Below are 22,911 nucleotides of genomic sequence, written 5' to 3'. Positions count from 1 at the left end.
TACGGGGAGGGGCCCGTTGCTGCGGGCGCTGGTACCGCCGGTGTGGAGGACGTTGCCCTGGCGGGCGGCCGCGGTGGCCGGGACGGGGGGCCTGCTGCTGGCCGGGAGCACCAGACTCCCGGAGCGGGTACCCGACGCGGACGCGGGATGGGCCGTGCTGCGGCTGGTCGCGCTGCTCGGCGCCATGGCGCTCGGGTTCCTCCTGGACGACCCGGCCCGGCACACCACCGCCACCACACCGGTGGGCCGCGCGGTCCGGGCCGGCCTGCGGACCGGGCTGGCCCTCCCGGTCGCGGCGGCGTGGTGGACGGCGGCCCTGCTCCTGGTGCCAGCGCCCGCGCGTCCCCCGGCCGGCCCGGTCACGCTGGAAGCGGCGGCCATGGCGACGACGGCACTCGCCCTCGCGACGGCGGTGATCCGCTGCACGGACGCGACCCGGCCGGGCAGGGCGACGGCGGTCCGGCTGGCCCTGGCCGCACTGGCCGTGGCGCTGGTCCCGGACCGCTGGGGACTGCTGAGCCTGCCCGGGGACCCGTGGTGGACGGGGACCCGGCTGAGATGGGCCTCGGCCCTGGTCCTGACGGCGCTGCTGGCCGGGGCGGGGACACCGGAGCCGCTGCGGCGGTGGAGCCCGGGACGCAGACCGCTCGCCGGCCGGCCGGGGCGCACGTCAACCGCGCGCTGACCCGGCCCTGCCCACCCGCAGCCTCACGTCTCCGTGCGGTACATCAGGTCCGTCTCGTAGGTGACGAAGCCCAGCCGCTCGTACACGGACACCGCGGCCTTGTTGTCGGCGTCCACGTACAGCATCGCCGTGGGCATCCCCTGGGCGGCCAGGTGCCGCAGGCCGATGGTGGTGAGGGACTTGCCGAGGCCCCCGCCCTGGGCGCCCGGGGCGACACCGACGACGTAGACCTCGCCGAGCTGTTCCTCCGCGTGGACCTTCGTCCAGTGGAAGCCGACCAGCTGCTCCCCGCGGAAGGCGAGGAAGAAGCCCGCGGGGTCGAACCAGGGCTCGGCCTTGCGGGCGTCGAGGTCCACCTGGGTGAGGGAGCCCTGCTCGGGGTGGTGGGCGAAGGCCGCGGCGTTGACGGCGAGCCAGGCGGCGTCGTCGGTGCCCGGCACGAAGGCCCGTACGGTGACGCCCTCGGGCAGGACGGGGTCCGGCAGGTCGAGGTCGGTCAAGGACCGGCGCATCTGGCGCAGTTCGCGGAACAGGGTCAGGCCGAGCACCTGGGCCAGGTGCCGGGCGGCGGGGTGACCGCCGTGGGCCCAGACCCGCAGCCGCTTGCCGGAGGCGGCGAGCAGCGCGGACCCGAGCGCACGGCCGTGTCCGTGACCGCGGTGACCGGGGTGGACGACGAGTTCGGCGGCCGGTGCCTCGACGGGGTCGGTGTCCTCGAGCTGGCCGTAGCCGACGAGTTCGTCGTCCACGGTGAGCAGCAGGTGGGACACGCCCGTGCGGGCGCCGCCGCGCAGCTGCAGCCGGCCCTGCTCGGACACCGCCTGCTGGCCGTCCGCGCGGGCGGCCTCGGCGAGCAGGTCGAGGACGGCGTCGATCTGGTCCGGGGCGAGCGCCGAGGTGGTCTCGAGGGAGCGGGAGAGGGGGAGCCGTGCGGGGTCGTCGCTGGTCATGCGTACGAGGGTAAGGCTCGCCCCGGCCGAAGTGGCGGCAGCGCCCGGGCGGGACGGCGACGGCAAAGACGTCGGAAAAGGGAAACCAGGATGTAACCATGAACCCCCTGTCGCGCTACGCGCGTTGACTTTAGGCTGCGCCGGGCGAACCACTCACCACAGTTGAAGCACAGGGGGGCGCATGCCAGCCACTTCCCAGTCGAATCCGAGCCGCGGACGCCGGACGTTCCGCATGCTCGCGGCGGCCATCACGCTCGCCAGCGCGGGTGCGCTGGCCGCGGCGCTCCCGGCGGACGCGCACGACAGCAAGCACTCCCGTCCGCTGCCCAGCCGTTACCAGGACGTGCAGCTGCTGTCCTTCAACGACCTGCACGGCAACCTGGAGCCGCCGTCCGGTTCCTCCGGCCGGGTCACCGAACTGCAGGCGGACGGCACGACGAAGACGATCGACGCGGGCGGTGTGGAGTACCTGGCCACGCACCTGCGCCAGGCCCGCCAGGGCCACCCGTACTCCGTCACCGCGGCCGGCGGTGACATGGTCGGCGCCTCGCCGCTGATCTCGGGCCTTTTCCACGACGAGCCCACCATCGAGGCGCTGAACAAGCTCGACCTGGACGTCACGTCGGTGGGCAACCACGAGTTCGACGAGGGCGCCAAGGAACTGGGCCGGCTGCAGAACGGCGGGTGCCACCCCACCGACGGCTGCTACACGGACACGCCGTTCGAGGGCGCGGACTTCCCCTACCTCGCGGCGAACGTGCTGAACGAGAAGACCGGCAAGCCGATCCTCAAGCCGTACTGGGTCTGGAAGAAGAAGGACGTCAAGATCGGCTTCATCGGGGTGACCCTGGAGGGCACGCCGGGCATCGTCTCCGCGGAGGGCGTCAAGGGCCTGACGTTCAAGGACGAGGTCGAGACGATCAACAAGTACGCCAAGGTGCTGCAGCGCCAGGGCGTGAAGTCGATCGTGGCGCTGATCCACGAGGGCGGCTTCCCGGCCTCGACGGCGTACAACTACGACTGCGACGCGCCGGGTGCGGGCGCCGGGATCTCCGGTCCGATCGTCGACATCGCCAAGAACGTGACGCCGGCGGTGGACGCGCTGGTCACCGGCCACACCCACAACGCGTACGTGTGCACCATCAACGACCCGGCGGGCCGGCCCCGCATGGTCACCTCGGCGTCGAGCTTCGGCCGCCTGTACACGGACACCACGCTGACGTACGACCGGTTCACCGGTGACATCGCGCGCACGGCGGTGAAGTCGGCGAACCACGTGGTCACCCGGGACGTCCCCAAGGCGCCCGACATGACGCAGCTGATCAGCAAGTGGAACACGCTGGCCGCGCCGATCGGCAACCGTCCCATCGGCTACATCTCCGCCGACGTCCCCAACACGGGCACCGAGTCCCCGATGGGCGACCTGATCGCCGACGCGCAACTGGCGTACGGCAAGCAGCTGGACCCGGAGACCGACCTGGCGCTGATGAACCCGGGTGGTGTGCGCGCGGGCCTGACCTACGCGGCCAAGGCCGGTGAGGGCGACGGCGTGGTGACGTACGCGGAGGGCTTCACGGTGCAGCCGTTCGCCAACACGGTGAACCTTCAGGACTTCACGGGCGCCCAGGTGATCCAGGCGCTCAAGGAGCAGGTGAGCGGTGCGAACGCGGCGGCCCCGAAGATCCTCCAGCCGTCGTCGGGCCTGACGTACACGCTGGACCTCACCAAGTCGGGTGCGGACCGCGTGGTCACGGACTCGATCCGGCTGAACGGCGCGCCGATCGACCCGGCGGCCACCTACCGGGTCGCGACGAACAGCTTCCTGGCGGGCGGCGGTGACGGCTTCACCACGCTGGGCCTGGGCACCAACGACCTGGTCGGTGCCGACGACCTGGCGGCCCTGGCGCAGTACCTGACGGCCGGTTCCTCGGCCACCAGCCCGATCGCCCCGCCGGTCCCGAACCGGATCACGATCGTGCAGTAGGCCTCGGCCGACGAGGCAGGGCCCCGCACGTACGCGCGTCGTACGTGCGGGGCCCTTTTGCGGTGAGGGGGTACGGCCGCGCGCCGGGTCGCTACGCGACGGGTGTCCAGTCGCCCAGCCAGTCCGCGACCTCCTGGTCCGCCGCCTGGGCGGCCGTCAGCTGCGGGCGGTCGCTGCTCGCCGGGCCCGAGCCGGGACCCTGGTTGGCGTACTCGGCGAAGCGGTCGGACTTCCAGGAGAAGCCGCTCATGTCGGTCCAGGGAGTGGACTTGATCGCGGCGCTCAGCGTCGTGTTGCGCACGGTGGCCTGCGGGTCGAGGGTGGCGTCGCCCCCGGCGTGCCAGGGGCGGCCGAGGTAGAAGGTGCGGTCGGAGACGTCGCCGTTCACCGTGGAGTTGGCGATGAGGATGCCCCGGCGGCCGGCCGCGGTGGAGGGGGCGGTGACGTAGCCGGCGGAGGCGCCGTTCCAGCGCTTCTTCAGCGTGATGACGGACCGGTCGACGACCGCGGTGGCCCGGCCGAAGATGAAGTCGACGTTCCCGACGACGTACGAGTTCGTCAGGTAGACCCGGCCGAGCCTGTCCTTGGACGCGGTGTCGACGAGCAGAGTGTCCTGGTCGCCCTCGACGATGACGGAGTCCAGGAGCACCTTGTCGGCGGCCGTGCGCAGCGCCACCGCCTGCTGGGCGATGTCCTGGTGGGCCGCCTCGTCGAAGTCGTTGGCGACGGTGAGGTTGCGGGCCTGGAAGTCGTCGGCCTCCACGGCGACCGTGGCGCTGCCGCCGGTGCCGTACGTGCCGGAGCCGTCGGGCTTGGCGGTGCCGGAGGCGTTGTTGTAGACGATCACCGTGTCCTTGCGGCTCGCGCCGGTGCCCTGGATCGTCACGTGCGGCTTGTTCGACGGCACCTTGACCAGTTCGCGGTACGTGCCGGGCTTCACCGAGATCACCACGCGGGAGGTGTTGCCGGCCGGTACGGCGTTCACCGCGGCCTGGACCGTCGTGTACTGGCCGGTGCCGTCCTTGGCCACGGTGAGCGTGGCCGCCGCGGCCGCCGCCTGCTGCTGTCCGCCGAGCCCTCCTGCCGTGCCGTACGCGAGGGTGCCGGCCGCCGTCAGGACCAGCGGCAGGGCGAGGACCGGGATCCTCGGGCGCCTGCGCCGACGGGGCCGGGCCGTGCCGTTGCTGCGGTGTGTTCTCCCAGCGCTCATGCGACTGTCCGTTCCGTGTGGGGGAGGTGACCGACAGGGGGTCGCCACGGGGAACGGAAAGGTTGCCGACCCACGGGGAGGGGCAGGGCGGGTCCTACGGCGCCGGCGTCCCCGGCGCGGTCCCGGCACCCGGCGTTCCCGGTGTCCCCGGCAGCTCCGGCGGCGGCGTCGGCGCGCCCGGCAGCCGTACGGTCGCGACCGTGCCGCCGCCCTCCGCGCGGGCCAGCGTCACCTGGCCGCCGGACTGCTGCACCGTCCGGGCCACGATGGACAGGCCGAGGCCCGAGCCGGGCAGCGCCCGGGCGCTCGGGGAGCGCCAGAACCGGTCGAAGACGTGCGGGAGTTCGTCCTCGGGAATGCCCGGGCCGTGGTCGCGCACGGTCAGCACGCCGTCGGCGAGCCGCACCTCCACGGTGCCGCCCTCGGGGCTGAACTTCACCGCGTTGTCCAGGACGTTGACCACGGCCCGCTCCAGCGCGGCCGGTTCGGCCCGGGTGTACCACGGCTCCAGCGACGCGTCGATGGTCAGCTCGGGGCCGCGCAGCCGCGCCCGGCGCAGGGCCGACTCGACGGCGTCCTCCAGCGACACGACCTGCACCCGCTCCCCGCGCTGGCGCTCCGAGCGGGACAGCTCCTGCAGGTCCCCTATCAGCGAGGCCAGTTCGGTCATCTGCGCCTTCACCGACGCGAGCAGCGCCTTGCGGTCGGCCTCCGGGAGGGGGCGGCCGGTCTCCTCGCTGCGGGTGAGGAGTTCGATGTTGGTGCGCAGGGAGGTGAGCGGCGTGCGCAGTTCGTGTCCGGCGTCCGCGATGAGCTGCTGCTGGAGCTCGTGGGAGTCGGCGAGGGAACTCGTCATGGAGTTGAACGACCGCGACAGGCGGGCGATCTCGTCCTCGGCGTCGTCCTCGACGGGGATGCGGACGCTGAGGTCCTCGGTGCGGGCGATGTGCTCGACGGCCTCGGTCAGCTTGTCCACGGGCCGCAGCCCGGCCCGGGCGACGGCGAGCCCGGCGAACCCGGCCCCGATGACGCCGACGCCGGAGAAGAGGAGCAGGATCAGCGCCAGTTCGTTCAGGGTGGACTTGGTGCCTTTGAGGGGGGTCGCCAGGAGCAGGCCGACTCCCTCGCCGTCGGGGCCGATGCCCAGGTACCCCGTCAGCACCCGTACGGGGTTGCCCTTCTCGTCCGTACCGTCCCGGAAGTAGCCCTCACCACCCTTCGCGTTCCTGATGACCGTCCGGTCGCTGCCGGTGACCTTGACGGCGCTCGGCGAATTCGGATCGACGCAGGGCGCGCCCTCCTCCTTGATCGCCTGCACGTAGTCGTTCCGCCCGGGGAAGATCTGGGTGTTCCCCGGCGGGCTCTGTGTGCACCGCTCGAGCAGCGCACCGACCGTGCCGGGCTTGCGCGCCATCTCCCGCAGGTCGTCGTCGACCTGGTCGTACAGCTTCCCCTGCACGATGAACCAGCACGTCACCGATACCGCCGCCACCGCGAACGCCACCGCCGCCGCGACCAGCAGGGACAGCCGGGCGCGGATCGGGAGCGTGCGGAAGCGGCGCGTGAGCCTGTTCACTCGGCGCCGCCCTGCCGCAGCACGTAGCCGACGCCGCGCACGGTGTGCACGAGGCGCGGCTCGCCGCCCGCCTCGGTCTTGCGCCGCAGGTACATCACGTACACGTCCAGCGAGTTGGACGACGGCTCGAAGTCGAAGCCCCACACGGCCTTGAGGATCTGCTCCCGGGTGAGCACCTGGCGCGGGTGCGCCATGAACATCTCCAGCAGCGTGAACTCCGTCCGGGTCAGCTCCACCGGCCGCCCGCCGCGCGTGACCTCCCGGGTCGCGAGGTCCATGCGCAGGTCGGCGAAGGTGAGCGCCTCGTCCGCCTGGGCCTGCGCGGACACGGCGGCGGCGTAGGAGCTGCGTCGCAGCAGGGCCCGGATGCGGGCGAACAGCTCGTCCAGCTCGAACGGCTTGACCAGGTAGTCGTCGGCCCCGGCGTCCAGCCCGGTGACCCGGTCGCCGACGGTGTCGCGGGCGGTGAGCATGAGGATGGGCGTGGTGTCGCCGGCGCCCCGGATGCGGCGGGCGGCGGTCAGGCCGTCCATGCGGGGCATCTGGATGTCGAGGACGAGGAGGTCGGGCCGGTACCGGGTCGCCTTGTCCAGGGCGTCCGCGCCGTCGACGGCGACCTCGGTGTCGTAGCCCTCGAAGGCGAGGCTGCGCTGCAGTGCTTCGCGCACCGCCGGCTCGTCGTCGACGATCAGGATGCGCTGGGTGTCACGGTCGCCTTCGGCGGGGCTCATGGGCGTGGGTTCCTCGGGTGCGGGTGGGCGGTGGGCTGACGGACACGGGCGTGCCGGGCCCGACGGGCGGGGCCTTCTCAGCGTCGCACGAATCCCGGCCGACACGGGGTGAGCCCGGGCAGGGGCCGGTCAGGCGGCCCGGCGGGCCGGGCGGCGGCGGGCGCCGCGGGACGGGGGAGCGGTGCGTCGGGCGGCCGCCGGTGCGGGGGCCGCGGCGGCGCCGGCCACCTCCGGCGCCCGGGTCACCGGGGCGTGCAGCGTGTGCGCCACCCCCAGTGCCAGGGCGAGGTCGGCGGCACCGGCGCCCGTCGCCGCGTGGACTACCTGCTGGATCATGACGTGCTCCTGGTTGTCCGCCGGTCGTCCGCTAGTCGTCCGCGCCGCCGGCCCGCAGCGTGGCCAGGTCGGACTTCACGGTGTTGATCGGGATGGCGAAGCCCAGGCCGATGCTGCCGGCGTCCGAGGAGGACGACGAATTGGCCGAGTACATGGCGGAGTTGATGCCGATGATGTTGCCGCCGGCGTCGATCAGCGCGCCCCCGGAGTTGCCGGGGTTGAGCGAGGCGTCGGTCTGGATCGCCTTGTAGGTCGTCGTGGAGGAGCCGGTGTCGCCGTTGAACTGCCGGCCGCCGAACTCGAACGGCCAGCCGCCGCCCTGCTGCTGTTGCTGCTGGCCCTCGTCGGTGGAGACGGTGACGTCCCGGTCGAGGGCGGAGACGATGCCGCTGGTGACGGTGCCGCTCAGGCCCTCGGGGGAGCCGATCGCGACGACGGTGTCGCCGACCCGCACGCCGGCGGAGTTGCCGAGCGTGGCCGCCTTCAGCCCGGAGCCGCCCTGCACCTTGATCAGCGCGAGGTCCTTCTTGCTGTCGGTGCCGACGACCTGCGCGGTGTAGGTCTTGCCGGTGCTGGTCCTCACCTTGACCGAGGAGGCGCCGGCGACGACGTGGTTGTTGGTGACGATCTCGCCGCCGCTGGTGATGATCACACCGGAACCGGTGGACTGGCCGGAGTTCGACGTCGCCTGGACCTCGACGACGCTGGGGCTGACGGCCGCGGCGATCGCGGCGACACTGCCGGTCTTGGCGGTCGGCACCACGCTGGTGGTGGTCGAGGAGGAGACGACCTCGTTCTTGCCGGTCAGCTCCTGGATGCCGTAGGCGGTGCCGCCGCCGATGGCCGCGGCCACGATCGCGACGGCGGCCAGCAGCCCGAGCGGGCCGCGGGTGCGCTGCCTGCGGGCGCGGGGGGCCGGCTCGGCCGCGACGGGGGTGAGGAGAGCGGTGCCGCCGCCGTCGCCGTCCCCGGCGCCCTGCGCCGTGAGGGGCCGGTACGCCGGCGGGGGCGGCCACTCGGGGTCGACCGGCGAGGGGGTGGCGGGGGTGGAGGCGTGCTGCTGGGCGCCCTGGTGAGGGTGGGGGTACGCGCTGTCGTACTCGCCTTCGCGGCGGAAGCTCTCGGTCATGTCCCCGAGCTTGCCGCCCGACCATGAGAGCTCCCTGAGTGCTCCCTGAGAAGCCCGGCAGAAGCTCGTTCGCCCGGTATAAGGGCGTTGCAGCACGCTCGGGCGGGGCGTTCAGGAACCTCTCAGGAAGGCCGCCGGGGCCTCGCGCGCGGCCTCACGCGCAGCCGCAGGACCGCCGTACCACCAGTCGCGACGGGAACACCTTCAGCCGCTCCCGCCGCGAGCCCGCGACCCGCAGCCCGTCGTCCAGGACCAGGTCGACCGCCGCGCGGGCCATCGCCGAGCGGTCCGAGGCGACCGTCGTCAGCGGCGGGTCAGCGAGCGCCGCCTCCTTGATGTCGTCGAAGCCGGCCACGCCCAGCTCGCCGGGCACGTCGATGCGCAGCTCGCGGGCGGCCCGCAGCAGGCCGATGGCCTGGTCGTCGGTGGAGCAGAACACCGCGGGCGGGCGTCGGGGCCCGGAGAGGATGTCGAGCGCCACGCGGTAGGCGTCGTAGCGGTTGTACGGGGCCTCGAAGACCCGGCCCTCGGTGGGCAGACCGGCCTCCTCCATGGCCCGCTTCCAGCCCTCGACGTGGTCGGAGACGGGGTCGCCCACGGCCGGCGTCTGGGCGGTGCCGCCCATGCAGGCGACGTAGTCGTAGCCGTGCTCCAGCAGGTGCCGGACGGCCATCTGGGCGCCGTTGACGTCGTCGAGGACCACGGCCACGTCGTCGATGGCCTCGGGCCGCTCGTGCAGCAGCACCACGCGCGCGTCCCACGCGTCGATCTCGGCGGCGGCGGAGTCGTTCAGCGCGTGGGAGACGAGGATCAGGCCCGAGACGCGCATCCCGAGGAACGCCCGCAGGTAGTGGACCTCGCGCTCGCCGATGTAGTCGGAGTTGCCGACGAGCACCATCTTCCCGCGCTCGGAGGCGGCCTGCTCGACCGCGTGCGCCATCTCCGCGAAGAACGGCTGGCGGGCGTCCGGGACGATCAGGCCTATGAGGTCGGTGCGCCGGGACGCCATGGCCTGGGCGACCCGGTCGGGCCGGTACCCCAGCTCCTTGATGGCGGCGAGGACACGCTCGCGCGTGGCCGGGGCGACCGGCCGGGGTCCGTTGTTGATGACGTAGCTCACGACGGCGGTCGAAGTCCCCGCCAGCCGCGCCACGTCGTCCCGAGTCACCTTGGCCACGCGCGGAGTCTACGCGGAGAGACCCGCCCTGGGCAGGGCGTCCCGGGGCTTGCCCAGGGCCGTCCGTGCGGTGGCAATGCCCAGGTGGCAGGGGGCCTACACGTCCGCCGCGACCTCTTCGGCACCGATCCTGGCCGCGTTGTCCGCATCGCCCGGCTTTGGCCGGTCCGCCGTGGCCTTCGGGGCCTTCGCCTCGTCCGCGGAGCGGTCGCCCTTCTCGGGAGTAACGAATCGATAACCGACGTTCCGGACGGTGCCGATCAGCGACTCGTGCTCGGGGCCGAGCTTGGCACGCAGCCGCCGTACGTGGACGTCGACCGTGCGGGTGCCGCCGAAGTAGTCGTAGCCCCAGACCTCCTGCAGCAGCTGGGCGCGCGTGAAGACGCGGCCGGGGTGCTGGGCGAGGTACTTCAGGAGCTCGAACTCCTTGAAGGTCAGGTCCAGGACCCGGCCCTTGAGCTTGGCGGAGTAGGTCGCCTCGTCCACCGACAGGTCGCCGTTGCGGATCTCCATGGGGGAGTCGTCGTTGACGATCTGCTGCCGGCCCATGGCGAGCCGCAGCCGGGCCTCCACCTCGGCCGGTCCTGCGGTGTCCAGGAGCACGTCGTCGATGCCCCAGTCGGCGGTGACGGCGGCCAGGCCGCCCTCGGTGACGACGAGGACGAGCGGACAGCCGGGCCCGGTGGAGCGCAGCAGCTGGCAGAGGCTGCGCACCTGGGGGAGGTCGCGGCGGCCGTCGATGAGGATGACGTCGGCGCCCGGGGTGTCGACGAGGGCGGGGCCCTCGGCCGGGGCGACGCGCACGGTGTGCAGCAGCAGTCCGAGGGCGGGCAGCACCTCCGTCGACGGCTGGAGGGCATTGGTCAGGAGCAGCAGAGAACTCATACGTCTGGTTCCTCCTCGGTCCCTGCGAGGACGTGGGCGGTGCGGCACTGCTCTGCGATCCCGGGGCCCGTACACCAGCGGTTCGCCCACTCGTATACAACGCTTCCGAAAGCACGAAAGGACCCGGGGGCTTCACTGCCCGAGTCCTCTTCCCAGCACAATAGCGGACATGAGCAACGGTTCGGCAGGTCGTGCGGCACGTTCCCTCGTTCGTCCGGATGGCGAGACGAGTGGAACCGCACCATTGCGGACGTTCCTGTACACGGTAGACGGGACATCGATCGATTCCGTATACGATCCGGGACCCGTTGTATACGACACGTCACCGTCGCCCGCCGATCATCCGGTGTTCGTCGTGGCGCACGGCTTCACCGGCGACGTGGACCGTCCTCATGTTCGCCGGGTGGTGCGCGTCCTAGCGCGGTACGGCGCCGTCGTCACCTTCTCCTTCCGCGGCCACGGGGCCTCCGGCGGGCGCTCCACGGTCGGCGACCGCGAGGTGCTGGACCTGGCGGCCGCGGTCGGCTGGGCGCGCTCGCTCGGGCACACGCGCGTGGCGACGGTCGGCTTCTCGATGGGCGGCTCGGTGGTGCTGCGGCACGCGGCCCTGCACCGGGACGCCGAGGGCACGGACGCCGTCGTCTCGGTCAGCGCCCCCGCCCGCTGGTACTACCGGGGCACGGCCCCGATGCGGCGGCTGCACTGGCTGGTGACCCGGCCGGCGGGCCGCCTGGTCGGCCGCTACGGCTTCCGCACCCGCATCCACCACCGCGACTGGGACCCGGTGCCGCTGTCCCCGGTGGAGGCGGTGCCGAGGATCGCCCCCACCCCGCTGCTCGTCGTCCACGGCGACCAGGACGGCTACTTCCCCGTCGACCACCCGCGGATGCTCGCCGAGGCCGCCGCCGGTCACGCCGAGCTGTGGCTCGAACCCGGCATGGGCCACGCCGAGCACGCCGCCGCGGACCCCCTGCTGACCCGGATCGCCGAGTGGACGGCGGCCCGGCTGCGGGAGAGCGGCTGACGGGGGCACTGCCGGGCGGCCGCGGGCACGCGGAAGGGCCGCACCCCAGGTGTCCAACCCGCGGGGTGCGGCCCTTGCGTGCGGTGCGGTCCGGCTCAGACCGCGATCGCGACCTCCGCGAGGCCGCCGTGCTGGGCGACCACCGTGCGGTCGGCGCTGGCGCCGGGCACGAGGGCGCGGACGGTCCAGGTCCCCTCGGCCGCGTAGAAGCGGAACTGTCCGGTGGCGGAGGTCGGGACCTCCGCGGTGAACTCGCCGGTCGAGTCGAGCAGGCGCACGTAGCCCTGCACCGGCTCGCCGTCCTTGGTCACCTGGCCCTGGATGGTGGTCTCACCGGGCTTGATCGTCGAGGCGTCCGGCCCGCCGGCCTTCGCTCCACACATGTCGTACTCCTGAAGGGGTCGGATGCGGTCGGTGGGGTTACTTGCCGGTGCCGAGCTCGATCGGCACGCCCACCAGGGAGCCGTACTCGGTCCAGGAGCCGTCGTAGTTCTTGACGTTCTCCACGCCCAGCAGCTCGTGCAGCACGAACCAGGTCAGGGCCGAGCGCTCACCGATGCGGCAGTAGGCGATCGTGTCCTTGGCGAGGTCCACGTCCTCCTGGGTGTAGAGCTCCTTGAGCTCCTCGTCCGACTTGAACGTGCCGTCGTCGTTGGCGTTCTTCGACCACGGGATGTTCTTCGCGGACGGCACGTGGCCGGGACGCTGGGACTGCTCCTGCGGCAGGTGGGCCGGGGCGAGCAGCTTGCCCGAGAACTCGTCGGGCGAACGCACGTCGACCAGGTTCTGCGCGCCGATGGCCTGGACCACGTCGTCGCGGAAGGCGCGGATCGAGGCGTCCTGCGGCTTGGCCTTGTACTCGGTCTTCGGGCGCTCGGGGACCTCGTCGCCCGGGACCAGCTCGCGGGCGTCCAGCTCCCACTTCTTGCGGCCGCCGTCGAGGAGCTTGACGCTCTCGTGGCCGTAGAGCTTGAAGTACCAGTAGGCGTAGGACGCGAACCAGTTGTTGTTGCCGCCGTAGAGGACCACCGTGGTGTCGTTGGCGATGCCCTTCTCCGACAGGAGCTTCTCGAAGCCCTCCTGGTCGACGAAGTCACGGCGGACCGGGTCCTGGAGGTCCTTGGTCCAGTCGATGCGGATCGCGTTCTTGATGTGGTTCTTCTCGTAGGCGGACGTGTCCTCGTCCACCTCGACGATGGCGATGGTCGGGTCGTCCAGGTGCTCCTGGAGCCAGTCGGCGTCGACCAGGACGTCGCTGCGGCTCATGCTCGTTCTCCTCCGGGGCAGTGCGGCGGGGGTGTGCAGGTGGGGGACGTGCGCGGGCACAGGGGCGGGGCGCACGAACGCCCTGGGCAGGGCGGCGGGGAACGCGGGTGCCCGGCTCTCGGGTCGGGGTCCGCTCAGAAGGGGCGACAGAGCATGGCGGCGACGCGGCACAGGTCTACTGCCCGCCGCTTCGTGAGGTCCGCCTGTCGCTTCATGGTCCCGATCGTAGGGACGGATCGGGACGTGTGTCACCGCCGTGTCATATGGCGAGACACGATCGTCCGAATGGCGGGATGGGATACTCGTTCGAGGGCCGTCCGCGGGTGCGGCGGAGCGCCGCGCGGGCCCTGGCGGCTGCGGTACGGACGGCACCGTCTCGCCAGTCGGACGTCGGCGTCCGTGGGGCCCGCAACGGCGCCACCCGTGCGACATGTTCCGGCCAGGTGCTGCCTACCCGGCCAGGCGGACGCCGGAACCCTTCACCGTGATCTCGACGCCGTTCTTCGCGGGCACCACCGTGTCCAGGCGGATGCCGCCCGGCAGGTCGTCGATCTTCTGCTCGAAGTCGGTGACCGAGCGGACCTGGTTCTCGCCGATCCTGACCCCGCCGATGCTCGGCAGCGAGTCGGCGTGCACCCGCACGGTGTCGCCCTCGACGGACATGGAGCTCAGCACGAACACCGTCGGCAGACCCGCCGCGCTGACCCCCACCTTGATCTTGCCGTTGCCGCCGTCGGCCAGGCTCACCACGCGCGCGGTGAGGCCGAAGCCGAGGTCGGTGGGCTGCGACTTGGCCGCCTTCAGCAGCTGGTCGTAGGTGATCGACGCGGTGCCGCGGGCCGTCGACGCGGTGGCGGAGCCGAAGCCGGAGGTGAACCTCACGCCCTTCATCGACGCCTTGAGGTCGTCGATGCGGATCGGCTCCCCGCCGTTGCCGGTGTCCGCCTGGTAGCTCTTGATGCCGACCTCGACGTCGTCCAGCGAGCCGCCGGCCACCTGGGTGAGGAAGGGGAAGCCCTTGATGGACACGTCCGGGGTGGAGGCCAGGTTCTCGCTGGTCCTCAGCTTGTCGGCGGCCTCGCCCTCGGCGAAGTGGACGGCCAGCCGGTCCGCCAGTACGAACAGGCCGCCCAGGACCACGACGACGATCAGCAGTATTCGCAGCGCACGCATTGCAGTTGTTTCCCCCACCCGGGACGGCCGGCCTGACGGTCAGTGACCACTCACGGTAACCCTGAGGGCAAGACCGGCCGGTGATTTGTCGATCAGCTGTGACAGAGGGCCGCCGTCACACCAGGGCCCGTCCCAGCAGGTACACCGCCGGGGCCGCCGCCGCGAGGGGCAGGGCCACGCCGGCCGTGAAGTGCACGAAGCGGGACGGGTAGTCGTAGCTCGCGACCCGGTGGCCGATCAGCGCGCACACCGCGGCGCCCGCGCCGAGCAGCGCGCCCCGCGCGCCCACGTCGGTCAGCCCGCCGACCGCGATGCCCGCGCCCGCGGCGGCGAGCAGCGCCACCACCACGGACGCCGGCGTGGGCAGCGGCAGCGCCCGGGCCACCAGGGCGACGGCCACCGCGGCCGCGCCGACCGTCACCGCGTCCGGCTCGGCGGCGAGCCAGCCGGTCGCCAGGATCGCCAGGGCCGAGGAGGCGACCGTCGCCATCAGGCCGTACATCCGCTCGTCGGGGTCGGCGTGCGAGCGCAGCTGCAGCACCAGGCAGAGCAGGACCCACACGCCGAGCGTGCCGAGGATCGCGGCGGGCCCGTTGTCGCGGCCGGCCACCAGCAGGGCGGCGTCGGAGACCAGCGCGCCGAGGAACGCCAGCGCGATGCCCTGCCGGGCGGGCCACATGCCGTTCAGCCGGAACCAGCCGGCCGCCGTCACCGCCTGCAGCACGACCAGCGGCACTAGCAGCGCGTACGTCCCGAGCGCCGCCGTGCCCGACAGGAGCAGCCCGAGCAGCGCGGTGAGCGCGGCCGGCTGCATCCCGGGCTCTATCACCGGCGAACGGCCCTCCAGGCGGGCCCGCTGGGCGTCGGTGACCCGGGCGTTCCCGGCGAGCGTGGCGGGACCGTACTCGGGTGCCTGGCCGGAGGCCGCCGCCTGCGGGGCGGCGGGAGCGGCGGCGACCGGCTCGGCCGGGGGGAGCGCCGCGTCGTACGGCTGGGCGGTGTGCTGCGGGGCGGCGTGCTGCGCGGGGTAGGCGTAGGCGGGCGCGGGGGACTGGGCGTCGGGGTACTGCTGTACGGGCTGCCCGTACGCCGACGGGGCGTACGGGGCCTGCGGGGCCTGCTGCCAGTCGTCCGCCGCCGGGGTGGGGGGCAGGTAGGACGCCTCGGCCGGGCCGGCCGCCGTCACCGGCGGCTGCGTGCTGGTCTCCCAGGTCTGGCCCTGCCACTGCTGGGTGTACTGCTGGTCGTCGTACGGCTGCTCCTCGTACCGCCCGTACCCCGGCTCCTGCGGGTACGGCTGCTGCCCCGGCCAGGCGGCCGGCTGCGGGGACCCGTGGGGCTCCTGCCCGTCCTGCCCCTCCGGGTACGGCGGGTGCTGCTGGTACGGCTGGTACGGCTGATCGGTCATCGGTGTCTCGTCACCCTCCTGCGAACGGCGGAAGCACCTCGACCGTGCCGCCCTCGGCCAGCCGTACCGTCTCATGCGCGCGGGTCCCCACGGGGTCGCCGTCGACCAGGAACGAGCAGCGCAGCAGGACGCGCGTCAGCTCACCGGGGTGTCGCGCGCGCACGGCGGCGAGTGCCTCGGCGAGGGTGACCGCGTCGTACGGCTCCTCCGCGACGCCCGCGGCGGCCTTGGCGGCGGCCCAGTAGCGCACCGTGACCTCTGCCATCTCGTCCCTCTGTCGGTCATGCGGAATCGGCTGTGAACACCGCTCAGGCTACTGGGCCCGCGCGGCCTACCCTGGACCCATGTACGCAAGGCGACGGCACGTGTACTTCGCCATGATGGGGACCTGCCTGGCCCTCTTCGTCCTGGCCTGGGGCGTCGTGCGCATCTGGTCGGTCCCCGCGGCCGTCGGCATGTGCGTCGTGGCCATGGTGATCCCGCCCCTCGCCGCGATGGTCGCCAACCGCCGCGGACCCGAGGACCGCTGGTGGGACGACCCGTCCGGCGACCCCAAGTCCGACGAGTGGTGGGACGAACTGGACGGCCGCAAGCGCCCGCGGTAGGCGCGGGCCGGGGTCCTGCGCCGCGTCAGCACCCGAGCGCGCGTCAGCACCCGAGCGCGCGTCAGTACACGAGTGCCTGGGTGTCGTCCGCCAGGGACTCCTGGACGAAGACCTGGGCGCCCGCGATGCGCACGCCCTCGATGACGTCCTTCTCCGTGATGTCCCGGCGGGCCGCGCACTGGGTGCACAGGGTGAGGCGGCCGCCCGCGAGGATCGCCTCGATGAGCTCGGGGAGCGGCGCCGCGTGCGGCAGCTCGAACTCCGCGGCCCGGCCCGGCAGCGCGAACCACGCCGACTCGCCGGTCAGCCACAGGGACACCTCGACGCCGCTGGCGACCGCCACGGCCGCCACCGTGAACGCCTGCGAGCACCGCTCGGGTGCGTCGGCCCCCGCCGTCACCTTGATCACCAGCTTCTTCGCCATGACGGAATCGTAATCAACTCCTCCGCAACTACTTGTGGGGACCACGAGTCTCCTGTGCGCACGCCGCGACGGCATGCGCTTTCTCTTTGAGGGGGGACGTGGTGGAAGAGCCAGAAAATTCAGAAAGTTCGGAAAGGCCAGACAGACCCGAAAGTCCGGAGAGCCCGGTCGGCCGGCCGAGCCGCCCCCGTGGCCGCACCGCGCTCCTGATCGCCGCGGCCGCCGTCCTCGGCACGCTGGCCGGCACCTGCGTCGGCTACCTCGTCCAGGCCGACCGCGACCCGACCCCGCTCCCGCCGCTCTCGCAGCCCGTGGTGGGGCAGGCCGAGGGCGAGGTCGCACCGCTGTCGGCGGCCCAGGACCACCAGGTGGCGACCGACGGGGACCTGCGCAAGCTGCTGGTCGACCGGCCCAGGGGGGCCAAGGACACCTCGTCCTCGCGGGGCCGCGAGGGGTGGATGGACCTTGCCGACTACGCCGACGAGTACAAGAACCCGTCCGTCGCCTTCGTCAACCTCACCAGCGACAGCTTCCGCCGCGCGGCCACCGCCTCGTGGCGGGTGGGCGAGACGTACAGCGTCGAGATCAACCTGGTCCAGTTCCGGCAGAGGACCACCCTGGGTGCGTCGGAATGGGCCGACAACGGCAAGCACTGGGCCGAGGAGCGGGAGGGCACCCGCAGCTGGCCCCTCCCCGGCACCGGCGAGGACAACGGCATGGTCTACGTGCACGACCAGGCGAAACGCGAGGCCGGCTACCTCCCGCTGTACTCGGCCGAGGCCCACGCCTGGCGCGGGGACGTCTACATGGAGATCTACGTGAACGACAGCAGGCCGATCCCCAAGGCGAAGATCATGGACCTGGCACAACGGCAGGTGGGCAAGCTGTGACCGAGACCGTCCCGGAGTCCGCCCCCACCACGGAACCCGAGCCCGCCGCCCCGCCCGCCCGGCGTCCACGGCCCGCCCGCATCGCCGCCGTCGCCGGTGGCGCGCTGCTCGCCGCCGCGGTGCTCGGCGGCGCCGGGTACACGGTCGTCGCCGTGCAGGGCGCCGACCGTGACCCCGGCCGGCCGACGTGGAAGCTGCCCGCCGACGCCGAGGACCGGAAGACGGACGGCGCCGGTGAGCAGACGGGCCTGAAGGCGCTGTTCCTGCCGTTCGGCGAGGACGGGTACTCCCCGGGCCCCGACGTCGGCGGGTTCGGCAACGACGCGGAGCTCACCGGCGCCCGCGCCGCCGCGCTCCAGAAGGAGTCGCTGCGGGACCTGCCCGGCACCACCCGCCGCCGGCTCCAGCAGCAGGTCGACAAGCAGCGCATCCAGGGCATGGCGATGCGCAGCTACAACGTCAACTTCGGCTACGCGGCCAGCGGCGGGGACACCTTCACGGTCAGCGTCACGCTGGAGCGCATGGCGAACCGCACCGCCGTCCGCAATCTGTCGACCCTGTACGCCGGGCTCCTCGACGCCACGGACGTCTTCCGCAAGGCGCCGGCGATCAAGGGGCACAAGGACGCGCGGTGCTTCCTGACCCCGAAGGCGGAGAAGAACGGGCTCGAGGGCGCGATCTGCTCCGGGTACGTCGGCGACGTGCTGGTCAGCGCCTATGCCAGTGGTCCCCGCCCGCTGTCCGCCGCCGACGTCGCCACGTTCTTCACCGCCCAGCTCGACCGCATCGACAACCCGGGACAGGCCGTATGACCGAGCAACCGCAGACGACGGACGCCCCGGTGGAGCCCGCCGGGCAGCGCGCCCCCGAGCCGCCGCCCGCCCCCGCGCCCGATCCCTTTACCGCACCCGCCCCCGACGTGCCGCCGGCTGCCGCGCCCCGCAAGGACCGCCGCGTCCTGCGCGCCGCCCTGCGCTGGACCGCCGCCGTCACGGTGTTCGCGGCCCTCGGCGTCGGCTCGGCGTACGGCATCACGCGGGCGGACCGGACCGACCTGCCCGGTCTGGCGACCGCGTCGGACGGGCGCTGGGCGTACCCGGAGATCGAGCGGCCGCCGCTGCCGTCGGGCAGCCCCGGGCCGTTCGACTCCGGCAACCCGGTCAACGCCCACTACGCGGACCTGCGCGCCCTGCTGCTGCCCGCCCCCGAGGGCGCGAGGGACGACGAGGCGCTGCGCGGCGCCGACGGCTGGCTGCCGACGAAGGACCTGCTGGCCCTGTACGCGGCGGAGGCGGACCAGGAGGAGGTCGGGCAGCTGCTGACCGACCACGGGCTGCGGCACGTCGCCGCCCGCGGCTGGACCACCGCCGACGGCACCCGGACCCGGATCTACCTGATGCAGTTCGGCACGGCGGCGGTCGTCGACGAGCTGTTCGGGGCCCTCGTCCAGTACGACAGCCCGGTGTACGCCCTCGACGGCGCCGCCGAGACGGCGAACGAGGACGACTACCCGGCCTCGGCGGTGCCCGCCCAGGTCACGCGCTACGCCTACGACGAGGCCGAGCCGTACGGCCCCGAGCAGGTGCGGCAGGCGTACGTCCAGGCGGGTGACGTGATCGGGCTGGTCGTGCAGTCCCGCAAGGGCACCGCCGCGGCCGTGCCGTTCCAGCAGACCGTGACCCTGCAGTCCGAACTGCTGGCCTGACCGGCGGTGGCCCGCAAGGGCGTCCCTCGCACGGAGCCCCGGGTCCCGGCCGCGTAAGCTGGGGCCCGGCTCTGTGTACTCCCCCGACGGGGGACCCTCCGATCCTCGCCCAAGGAGCATCCCGTGGAACTCTTCTTCGAAATTCTGCTGGTCCTGGTCTGCGTCGGCGTCCTCGCCTTCGCCGGTCTGACCGTGAAGAAGCTGTACCAGGGCCAGCGCTGACCCCTATCCAGGAACCGCCTCTCATGATCGAGATTCCGTCCGACCTCCACAAGAACCTGGTCCCGCTCGTCTTCCTGCTCGGCAACTGGGCCGGCGCGGGCGTGCACGACTTCCCCGGCGCCGAGAAGTGCAACTTCGGCCAGGAGGTCAGCTTCACGCACGACGGCCGGGACTTCCTGGAGTACCACTCCTACAGCTGGGTGCTGGACGAGGACGGCAACAAGGTGCGCCCGCTGGAGTCCGAGCACGGCTTCTGGCGGATCGACGACCAGCGCCGGGTCGAGGTGACGATGACCCGTGACGACGGCGTCGTCGAGATCTGGTACGGCGTCCTCGCCGACAAGAAGCCCCAGATCGACCTGGCCACGGACGCCGTCGCCCGCACCGCCGGCTCCCCGCCCTACAGCGGCGGCAAGCGGCTGTACGGCTACGTCAAGAGCGACCTGATGTGGGTGGGCGAGAAGCAGACCCCCGACGTCGCGCTGCGCCCGTACATGTCGGCCCAGCTGAAGAAGGTCGTCTCCCCGGAGGACGTCGAGCGCTGGGCGAAGGCCCTGCCGGGCGACCTCCCGGACGACGGCATCGCCTTCTTCAAGTAGTCCGCTCCCAGCAGTTCGCCGGCCGGCCGGGACGCCGGGCCGCCGCCCGTCGGCGGCCCCCCGTCCCGCCGTCCCGGAGTGATCCGCACGACACCGCCTAGACTGGCCCGTGTGGTGAGCACCGACTGGAAGAGCGATCTGCGGGAGCGCGGTTACCGGCTGACCCCGCAGCGGCAACTCGTGCTCGAAGCCGTGGACACCCTGGAGCACGCGACCCCCGACGCCATCCTCGGCGAGGTGAGGAAGACGGCCTCGGGGGTCAACATCTCCACGGTGTACCGGACCCTGGAGCTCCTGGAGGAGCTCGGGCTGGTCAGCCACGCCCACCTGGGCCACGGGGCGCCGACCTACCACCTGGCCGACCGCCACCACCACATCCACCTCGTCTGCCGGGACTGCCAGAACGTCATCGAGGCGGACGTGGACGTGGCGGCGGACTTCACCGCGAAGCTGCGCGAGCAGTTCGGCTTCGACACCGACATGAAGCACTTCGCGATCTTCGGCCGTTGCCGGGACTGCTCGCTCAAGGGTTCAAGTACCGGGTCGTAGTCTTGAGGCATGAAGAGCCCCCTGCTGTCCCTGCCCGGCGCCGTCCCCGCCGAGGGCGTGGACGAAGGTGTCGCCGCGCACTACGGCGACCTGTTCCGTGAACAGCGTGCCCTCGCCGACGGCACCGGTTTCGTCGACCTCTCGCACCGAGGCGTCGTCACCGTCTCCGGCGAGGACCGGCTGAGCTGGCTGCACCTGCTGCTCACCCAGCACGTCAGCGACCTGCCCGCCGGCGTAGCCACCGAGGCGCTGATCCTCTCCGCCCACGGCCACATCGAACACGCCCTGTACCTCGTCGACGACGGCACCACCGTGTGGGCCCACGTCGAGCCCGGCACCCGGGACGCGCTGCTCGCGTACCTGGAGTCGATGAAGTTCTTCTACCGGGTCGAGGTCGCCGACCGCACCGCGGACACCGCGGTCGTGCACCTGCCGGCCGGCTCCATCGCCCCGGTCCCCGAGGGCGTCGTGGTCCGCGAGACGCCGTACGGCCGTGACCTGTTCCTGCCGCGCGCCGACCTGGAGGCGTACGCGGCCGAGGTCGGCTCCCCGGCCGGGATCCTGGCGTACGAGGCGCTGCGCGTGGAGCAGCACCGGCCGCGCCTCGGCTTCGAGACCGACCACCGGACCATCCCGCACGAGCTGGGCTGGATCGGCAGCGCCGTGCACCTGCAGAAGGGCTGCTACCGCGGCCAGGAGACCGTCGCCCGGGTGCAGAACCTCGGCAAGCCGCCCCGCCGGCTGGTCTTCCTGCACCTGGACGGCAGCGAGGTGCACCTGCCGGCGCCGGGCACCGAGATCCGCGTCGCCGACGAGGACCCCGACGGCCGCAAGGTCGGCTTCGTGACGTCGTCGGTGCGCCACTACGAGCTGGGCCCGGTGGCCCTGGCCCTCGTCAAGCGCAACGTCCCCCCGGACGCCCACCTGGTCGCCGGCGACACGGCCGCGGCGCAGGAGACCGTCGTCGAGCCGTAGGACGCGTCCCGCGCGCCGGCCGCCTCCGTACCGGGGCCGGGCGCGCGGGCTACATGTCCAGCAGGACGGTGAACGGGCCGTCGTTCGTCAGCGACACCCGCATCCGCGCCCCGAAGCGGCCCGTCGCCACCGTCGCGCCCAGCGCGCGCAGCTGGGCGACCACCTCGTCGACGAGGGGTTCGGCGACGTCGCCGGGGGCGGCCGCGTTCCAGGTGGGGCGGCGGCCCTTGCGGGCGTCGCCGTAGAGCGTGAACTGGCTGATGACGAGCAGGGGTGCGTCGACGTCGCTGCACGACTTCTCGTCGTGCAGCATGCGCACCGACCACAGCTTGCGGGCCAGCTGGGCGGCCTTCTCCTCGGTGTCCTCGTGCGTGACCCCGACGAGGACGCACAGTCCCTCGCCCTCGATCGCGCCCACCGTCTCGCCGTCCACGACGACGCTCGCGCCGTCGACCCGCTGTACCACCGCTCGCATGCGGCCCATCATGCCCTGTGCCCGGCAACCCCCGTACCGGGCCTTCTTTTTGATCCGTAAGGCCCCATCTGGGGCCGTTCGGGGGCACTCGGTCACATAGCGGCCACTTGGGGTGGCACGATGCTTCCCACACGCCGGTCGAGGGGACGGTAGAGGCACATGAGCACACCGAGTACCGGGTGGTCGGGCACGGCCACCCAGCGCACGCCCGTGCAACGCACCGACAGTCCGCGGCTGCCGACGCACCCGCCCGGCCCGGAGGAGGCGTGCGGGACGCCCGTCGCGGCAGCGGCGTGCGAGACACCCGGCGCGGCAGCGGCGTTCCCGGCGCCCGGCGCCCGCGAGGTGGCCGGCGTCCGCGTCGTGCCCGGCGTCTGCGAGGTGGCCGACCCGGCGCCCGGCCACGACCTGTCCCGGCTGAGCCTGCCGCAGCTGCGCACCCTGCGCCGGGACGCCCAGCGCGACGAGGCCGACCTCAGCTACCTGCGGCGGCTCCTGCAGGGCCGGATCGACATCCTGCGCGCCGAGCTGTCCCGGCGCGGTCCCACGCCGCCTGGGGACGCGGACGTGGTGGACCGGCTGCCGGAGATCCTGACCGACGCCCCGGCCCGGCAGCGCTCCTCCGCCCGGCACGTCACGGTCGGCGTCCCGCACAGCGAGGAGTACCGGCGGCTGGCCGCCGAGATGCTCGACGAGGTCGAGCTGTCCGACCTCGGCGCGCGCACCGACACCGAGCTGCGCGACGCGATGGCCCGCCTCGTCCGCTACGAGCAGCAGGTCTCCCGCCGCCGCCAGCTCCTCCAGCTGACGGCCGACGACTGCGGCGCGGAGGTCACCCGCCGCTACCGGGAGGGCGAGGCCCAGGTGGACGACCTGCTGGCGTAGCCCGGACGGACCTGCCGGCGTGGCCCCGGACGGGCGGCGCGGGGGCGC

26 protein-coding genes and 1 pseudogene are annotated in these 22,911 nt (G+C 72.9%); 11 read left to right on the top strand and 16 right to left on the bottom strand.

All coding sequences use genetic code 11. The annotated features are described in order from the left end of the window. Positions 1-16 precede the first annotated feature (16 nt). On the top strand, positions 17-685 hold the full coding sequence (locus tag E4U91_RS16315) for an ABC transporter (RefSeq protein WP_241678598.1): 669 nt from the start codon (positions 17-19) through the stop codon (positions 683-685). A gap of 23 nt (positions 686-708) precedes the next feature. Here E4U91_RS16315 and mshD read toward each other — a convergent pair whose 3' ends face one another. Continuing rightward, positions 709-1,635: a mycothiol synthase gene (mshD, locus tag E4U91_RS16310; protein ID WP_137307542.1), complete on the bottom strand. Its 927-nt coding sequence runs from the start codon at positions 1,633-1,635 to the stop codon at positions 709-711. Between the two features lie 181 nt (positions 1,636-1,816). On the opposite strand from mshD, the gene E4U91_RS16305 reads away from it, so the two are divergent. Then, complete coding sequence (locus E4U91_RS16305) at positions 1,817-3,619, top strand: bifunctional metallophosphatase/5'-nucleotidase (RefSeq protein WP_137307541.1); 1,803 nt, start codon at positions 1,817-1,819, stop codon at positions 3,617-3,619. A gap of 91 nt (positions 3,620-3,710) precedes the next feature. Here E4U91_RS16305 and E4U91_RS16300 read toward each other — a convergent pair. The 7 genes and pseudogenes from E4U91_RS16300 to E4U91_RS16270 form a co-directional block, all read right to left on the bottom strand. Beyond that, a pseudogene (locus tag E4U91_RS16300) lies at positions 3,711-4,676 on the bottom strand (pectinesterase family protein); the annotation flags it as partial. 247 nt (positions 4,677-4,923) lie between these two features. Continuing rightward, a complete protein-coding gene (locus E4U91_RS16295) occupies positions 4,924-6,405 on the bottom strand; it encodes a sensor histidine kinase (protein ID WP_137307539.1) in 1,482 nt (493 codons plus the stop codon). Further along, positions 6,402-7,136, bottom strand: coding sequence for a response regulator transcription factor (locus tag E4U91_RS16290; protein ID WP_137307538.1), 735 nt, complete (start codon positions 7,134-7,136; stop codon positions 6,402-6,404). Before E4U91_RS16290 ends, E4U91_RS16295 begins: the two co-directional genes overlap by 4 nt. Positions 7,137-7,265: 129 nt before the next feature. Next, positions 7,266-7,472 carry a hypothetical protein gene (locus E4U91_RS16285; protein WP_137307537.1) on the bottom strand — a complete coding sequence of 69 codons (207 nt, stop codon included), beginning with the start codon at positions 7,470-7,472 and terminating at the stop codon, positions 7,266-7,268. Between the two features lie 31 nt (positions 7,473-7,503). After that, positions 7,504-8,601, bottom strand: coding sequence for a S1C family serine protease (locus tag E4U91_RS16280; protein WP_137307536.1), 1,098 nt, complete (start codon positions 8,599-8,601; stop codon positions 7,504-7,506). A 154-nt stretch (positions 8,602-8,755) separates the two neighbouring features. Further along, positions 8,756-9,778, bottom strand: a complete 1,023-nt coding sequence (locus E4U91_RS16275; protein ID WP_137307535.1) for a LacI family DNA-binding transcriptional regulator — start codon at positions 9,776-9,778, stop codon at positions 8,756-8,758. Between the two features lie 96 nt (positions 9,779-9,874). Further along, positions 9,875-10,663 (bottom strand): winged helix-turn-helix transcriptional regulator, encoded by a 789-nt coding sequence (locus E4U91_RS16270; RefSeq protein WP_137307534.1) that lies wholly within the window; start codon positions 10,661-10,663, stop codon positions 9,875-9,877. Between the two features lie 169 nt (positions 10,664-10,832). Here E4U91_RS16270 and E4U91_RS16265 point away from each other — a divergent pair, with 169 nt between their 5' ends. Then, positions 10,833-11,687 (top strand): alpha/beta hydrolase, encoded by an 855-nt coding sequence (locus tag E4U91_RS16265; RefSeq protein ID WP_137307533.1) that lies wholly within the window; start codon positions 10,833-10,835, stop codon positions 11,685-11,687. 95 nt (positions 11,688-11,782) lie between these two features. Here the strand turns inward: E4U91_RS16265 and E4U91_RS16260 are convergent, their stop codons facing one another. From E4U91_RS16260 to E4U91_RS16235, 6 genes are all read right to left on the bottom strand, one after another. Beyond that, positions 11,783-12,070: a DUF1416 domain-containing protein gene (locus tag E4U91_RS16260; protein ID WP_067234592.1), complete on the bottom strand. Its 288-nt coding sequence runs from the start codon at positions 12,068-12,070 to the stop codon at positions 11,783-11,785. A gap of 37 nt (positions 12,071-12,107) precedes the next feature. Continuing rightward, entirely contained in the window at positions 12,108-12,953 is an 846-nt protein-coding gene (locus E4U91_RS16255) for a sulfurtransferase (RefSeq protein ID WP_137307532.1), read from the bottom strand. A 134-nt stretch (positions 12,954-13,087) separates the two neighbouring features. Then, entirely contained in the window at positions 13,088-13,168 is an 81-nt protein-coding gene (locus E4U91_RS39920; RefSeq protein ID WP_350751515.1) for an Ms5788A family Cys-rich leader peptide, read from the bottom strand. A gap of 235 nt (positions 13,169-13,403) precedes the next feature. Beyond that, positions 13,404-14,126 carry an LmeA family phospholipid-binding protein gene (locus tag E4U91_RS16245; protein WP_137307531.1) on the bottom strand — a complete coding sequence of 241 codons (723 nt, stop codon included), beginning with the start codon at positions 14,124-14,126 and terminating at the stop codon, positions 13,404-13,406. 115 nt (positions 14,127-14,241) lie between these two features. After that, entirely contained in the window at positions 14,242-15,534 is a 1,293-nt protein-coding gene (locus E4U91_RS16240) for a hypothetical protein (RefSeq protein ID WP_137307530.1), read from the bottom strand. Between the two features lie 10 nt (positions 15,535-15,544). Continuing rightward, positions 15,545-15,799 (bottom strand): MoaD/ThiS family protein, encoded by a 255-nt coding sequence (locus E4U91_RS16235; RefSeq protein ID WP_137307529.1) that lies wholly within the window; start codon positions 15,797-15,799, stop codon positions 15,545-15,547. Between the two features lie 79 nt (positions 15,800-15,878). On the opposite strand from E4U91_RS16235, the gene E4U91_RS16230 reads away from it, so the two are divergent. Further along, the gene (locus E4U91_RS16230) at positions 15,879-16,139 is read left to right on the top strand and encodes a DUF3099 domain-containing protein (RefSeq protein ID WP_067234578.1); all 261 of its coding nucleotides are present in this window, start codon (positions 15,879-15,881) and stop codon (positions 16,137-16,139) included. Between the two features lie 61 nt (positions 16,140-16,200). On the opposite strand, the gene E4U91_RS16225 is transcribed toward E4U91_RS16230, so the two are convergent. After that, positions 16,201-16,563, bottom strand: coding sequence for a DsrE family protein (locus E4U91_RS16225; RefSeq protein WP_137307528.1), 363 nt, complete (start codon positions 16,561-16,563; stop codon positions 16,201-16,203). A 101-nt stretch (positions 16,564-16,664) separates the two neighbouring features. On the opposite strand from E4U91_RS16225, the gene E4U91_RS16220 reads away from it, so the two are divergent. From E4U91_RS16220 to ygfZ, 6 genes are all read left to right on the top strand, one after another. Next, a complete protein-coding gene (locus E4U91_RS16220; protein ID WP_241678597.1) occupies positions 16,665-17,453 on the top strand; it encodes a hypothetical protein in 789 nt (262 codons plus the stop codon). Then, entirely contained in the window at positions 17,450-18,265 is an 816-nt protein-coding gene (locus E4U91_RS16215) for a hypothetical protein (RefSeq protein WP_137307527.1), read from the top strand. Before E4U91_RS16220 ends, E4U91_RS16215 begins: the two co-directional genes overlap by 4 nt. Next, positions 18,262-19,158 carry a hypothetical protein gene (locus E4U91_RS16210; RefSeq protein WP_137307526.1) on the top strand — a complete coding sequence of 299 codons (897 nt, stop codon included), beginning with the start codon at positions 18,262-18,264 and terminating at the stop codon, positions 19,156-19,158. The genes E4U91_RS16215 and E4U91_RS16210 overlap by 4 nt, the downstream gene beginning before the upstream one ends. 245 nt (positions 19,159-19,403) lie before the next feature. Further along, positions 19,404-19,979: a heme-binding beta-barrel domain-containing protein gene (locus E4U91_RS16200; RefSeq protein ID WP_137307525.1), complete on the top strand. Its 576-nt coding sequence runs from the start codon at positions 19,404-19,406 to the stop codon at positions 19,977-19,979. 111 nt (positions 19,980-20,090) lie between these two features. Then, entirely contained in the window at positions 20,091-20,528 is a 438-nt protein-coding gene (locus tag E4U91_RS16195; RefSeq protein WP_137302445.1) for a Fur family transcriptional regulator, read from the top strand. 9 nt (positions 20,529-20,537) lie between these two features. Then, positions 20,538-21,503 carry a CAF17-like 4Fe-4S cluster assembly/insertion protein YgfZ gene (gene ygfZ, locus E4U91_RS16190; RefSeq protein WP_137307524.1) on the top strand — a complete coding sequence of 322 codons (966 nt, stop codon included), beginning with the start codon at positions 20,538-20,540 and terminating at the stop codon, positions 21,501-21,503. Positions 21,504-21,552: 49 nt separating this feature from the next. On the opposite strand, the gene dtd is transcribed toward ygfZ, so the two are convergent. Continuing rightward, positions 21,553-21,978 (bottom strand): D-aminoacyl-tRNA deacylase, encoded by a 426-nt coding sequence (gene dtd / locus E4U91_RS16185; protein WP_137307523.1) that lies wholly within the window; start codon positions 21,976-21,978, stop codon positions 21,553-21,555. A gap of 159 nt (positions 21,979-22,137) precedes the next feature. On the opposite strand from dtd, the gene E4U91_RS16180 reads away from it, so the two are divergent. Next, positions 22,138-22,863 (top strand): RsiG family protein, encoded by a 726-nt coding sequence (locus E4U91_RS16180; RefSeq protein WP_241678596.1) that lies wholly within the window; start codon positions 22,138-22,140, stop codon positions 22,861-22,863. The last annotated feature ends 48 nt before the right edge of the window (positions 22,864-22,911 follow it).

It is taken from the genome of Streptomyces lasalocidi, assembly GCF_005280215.1.
GTDB classification, from domain to species: domain Bacteria; phylum Actinomycetota; class Actinomycetes; order Streptomycetales; family Streptomycetaceae; genus Streptomyces; species Streptomyces longwoodensis.
Note: the sequence above shows the minus strand (reverse complement) of the source record. Positions and strands in the feature narration are given on the sequence as shown.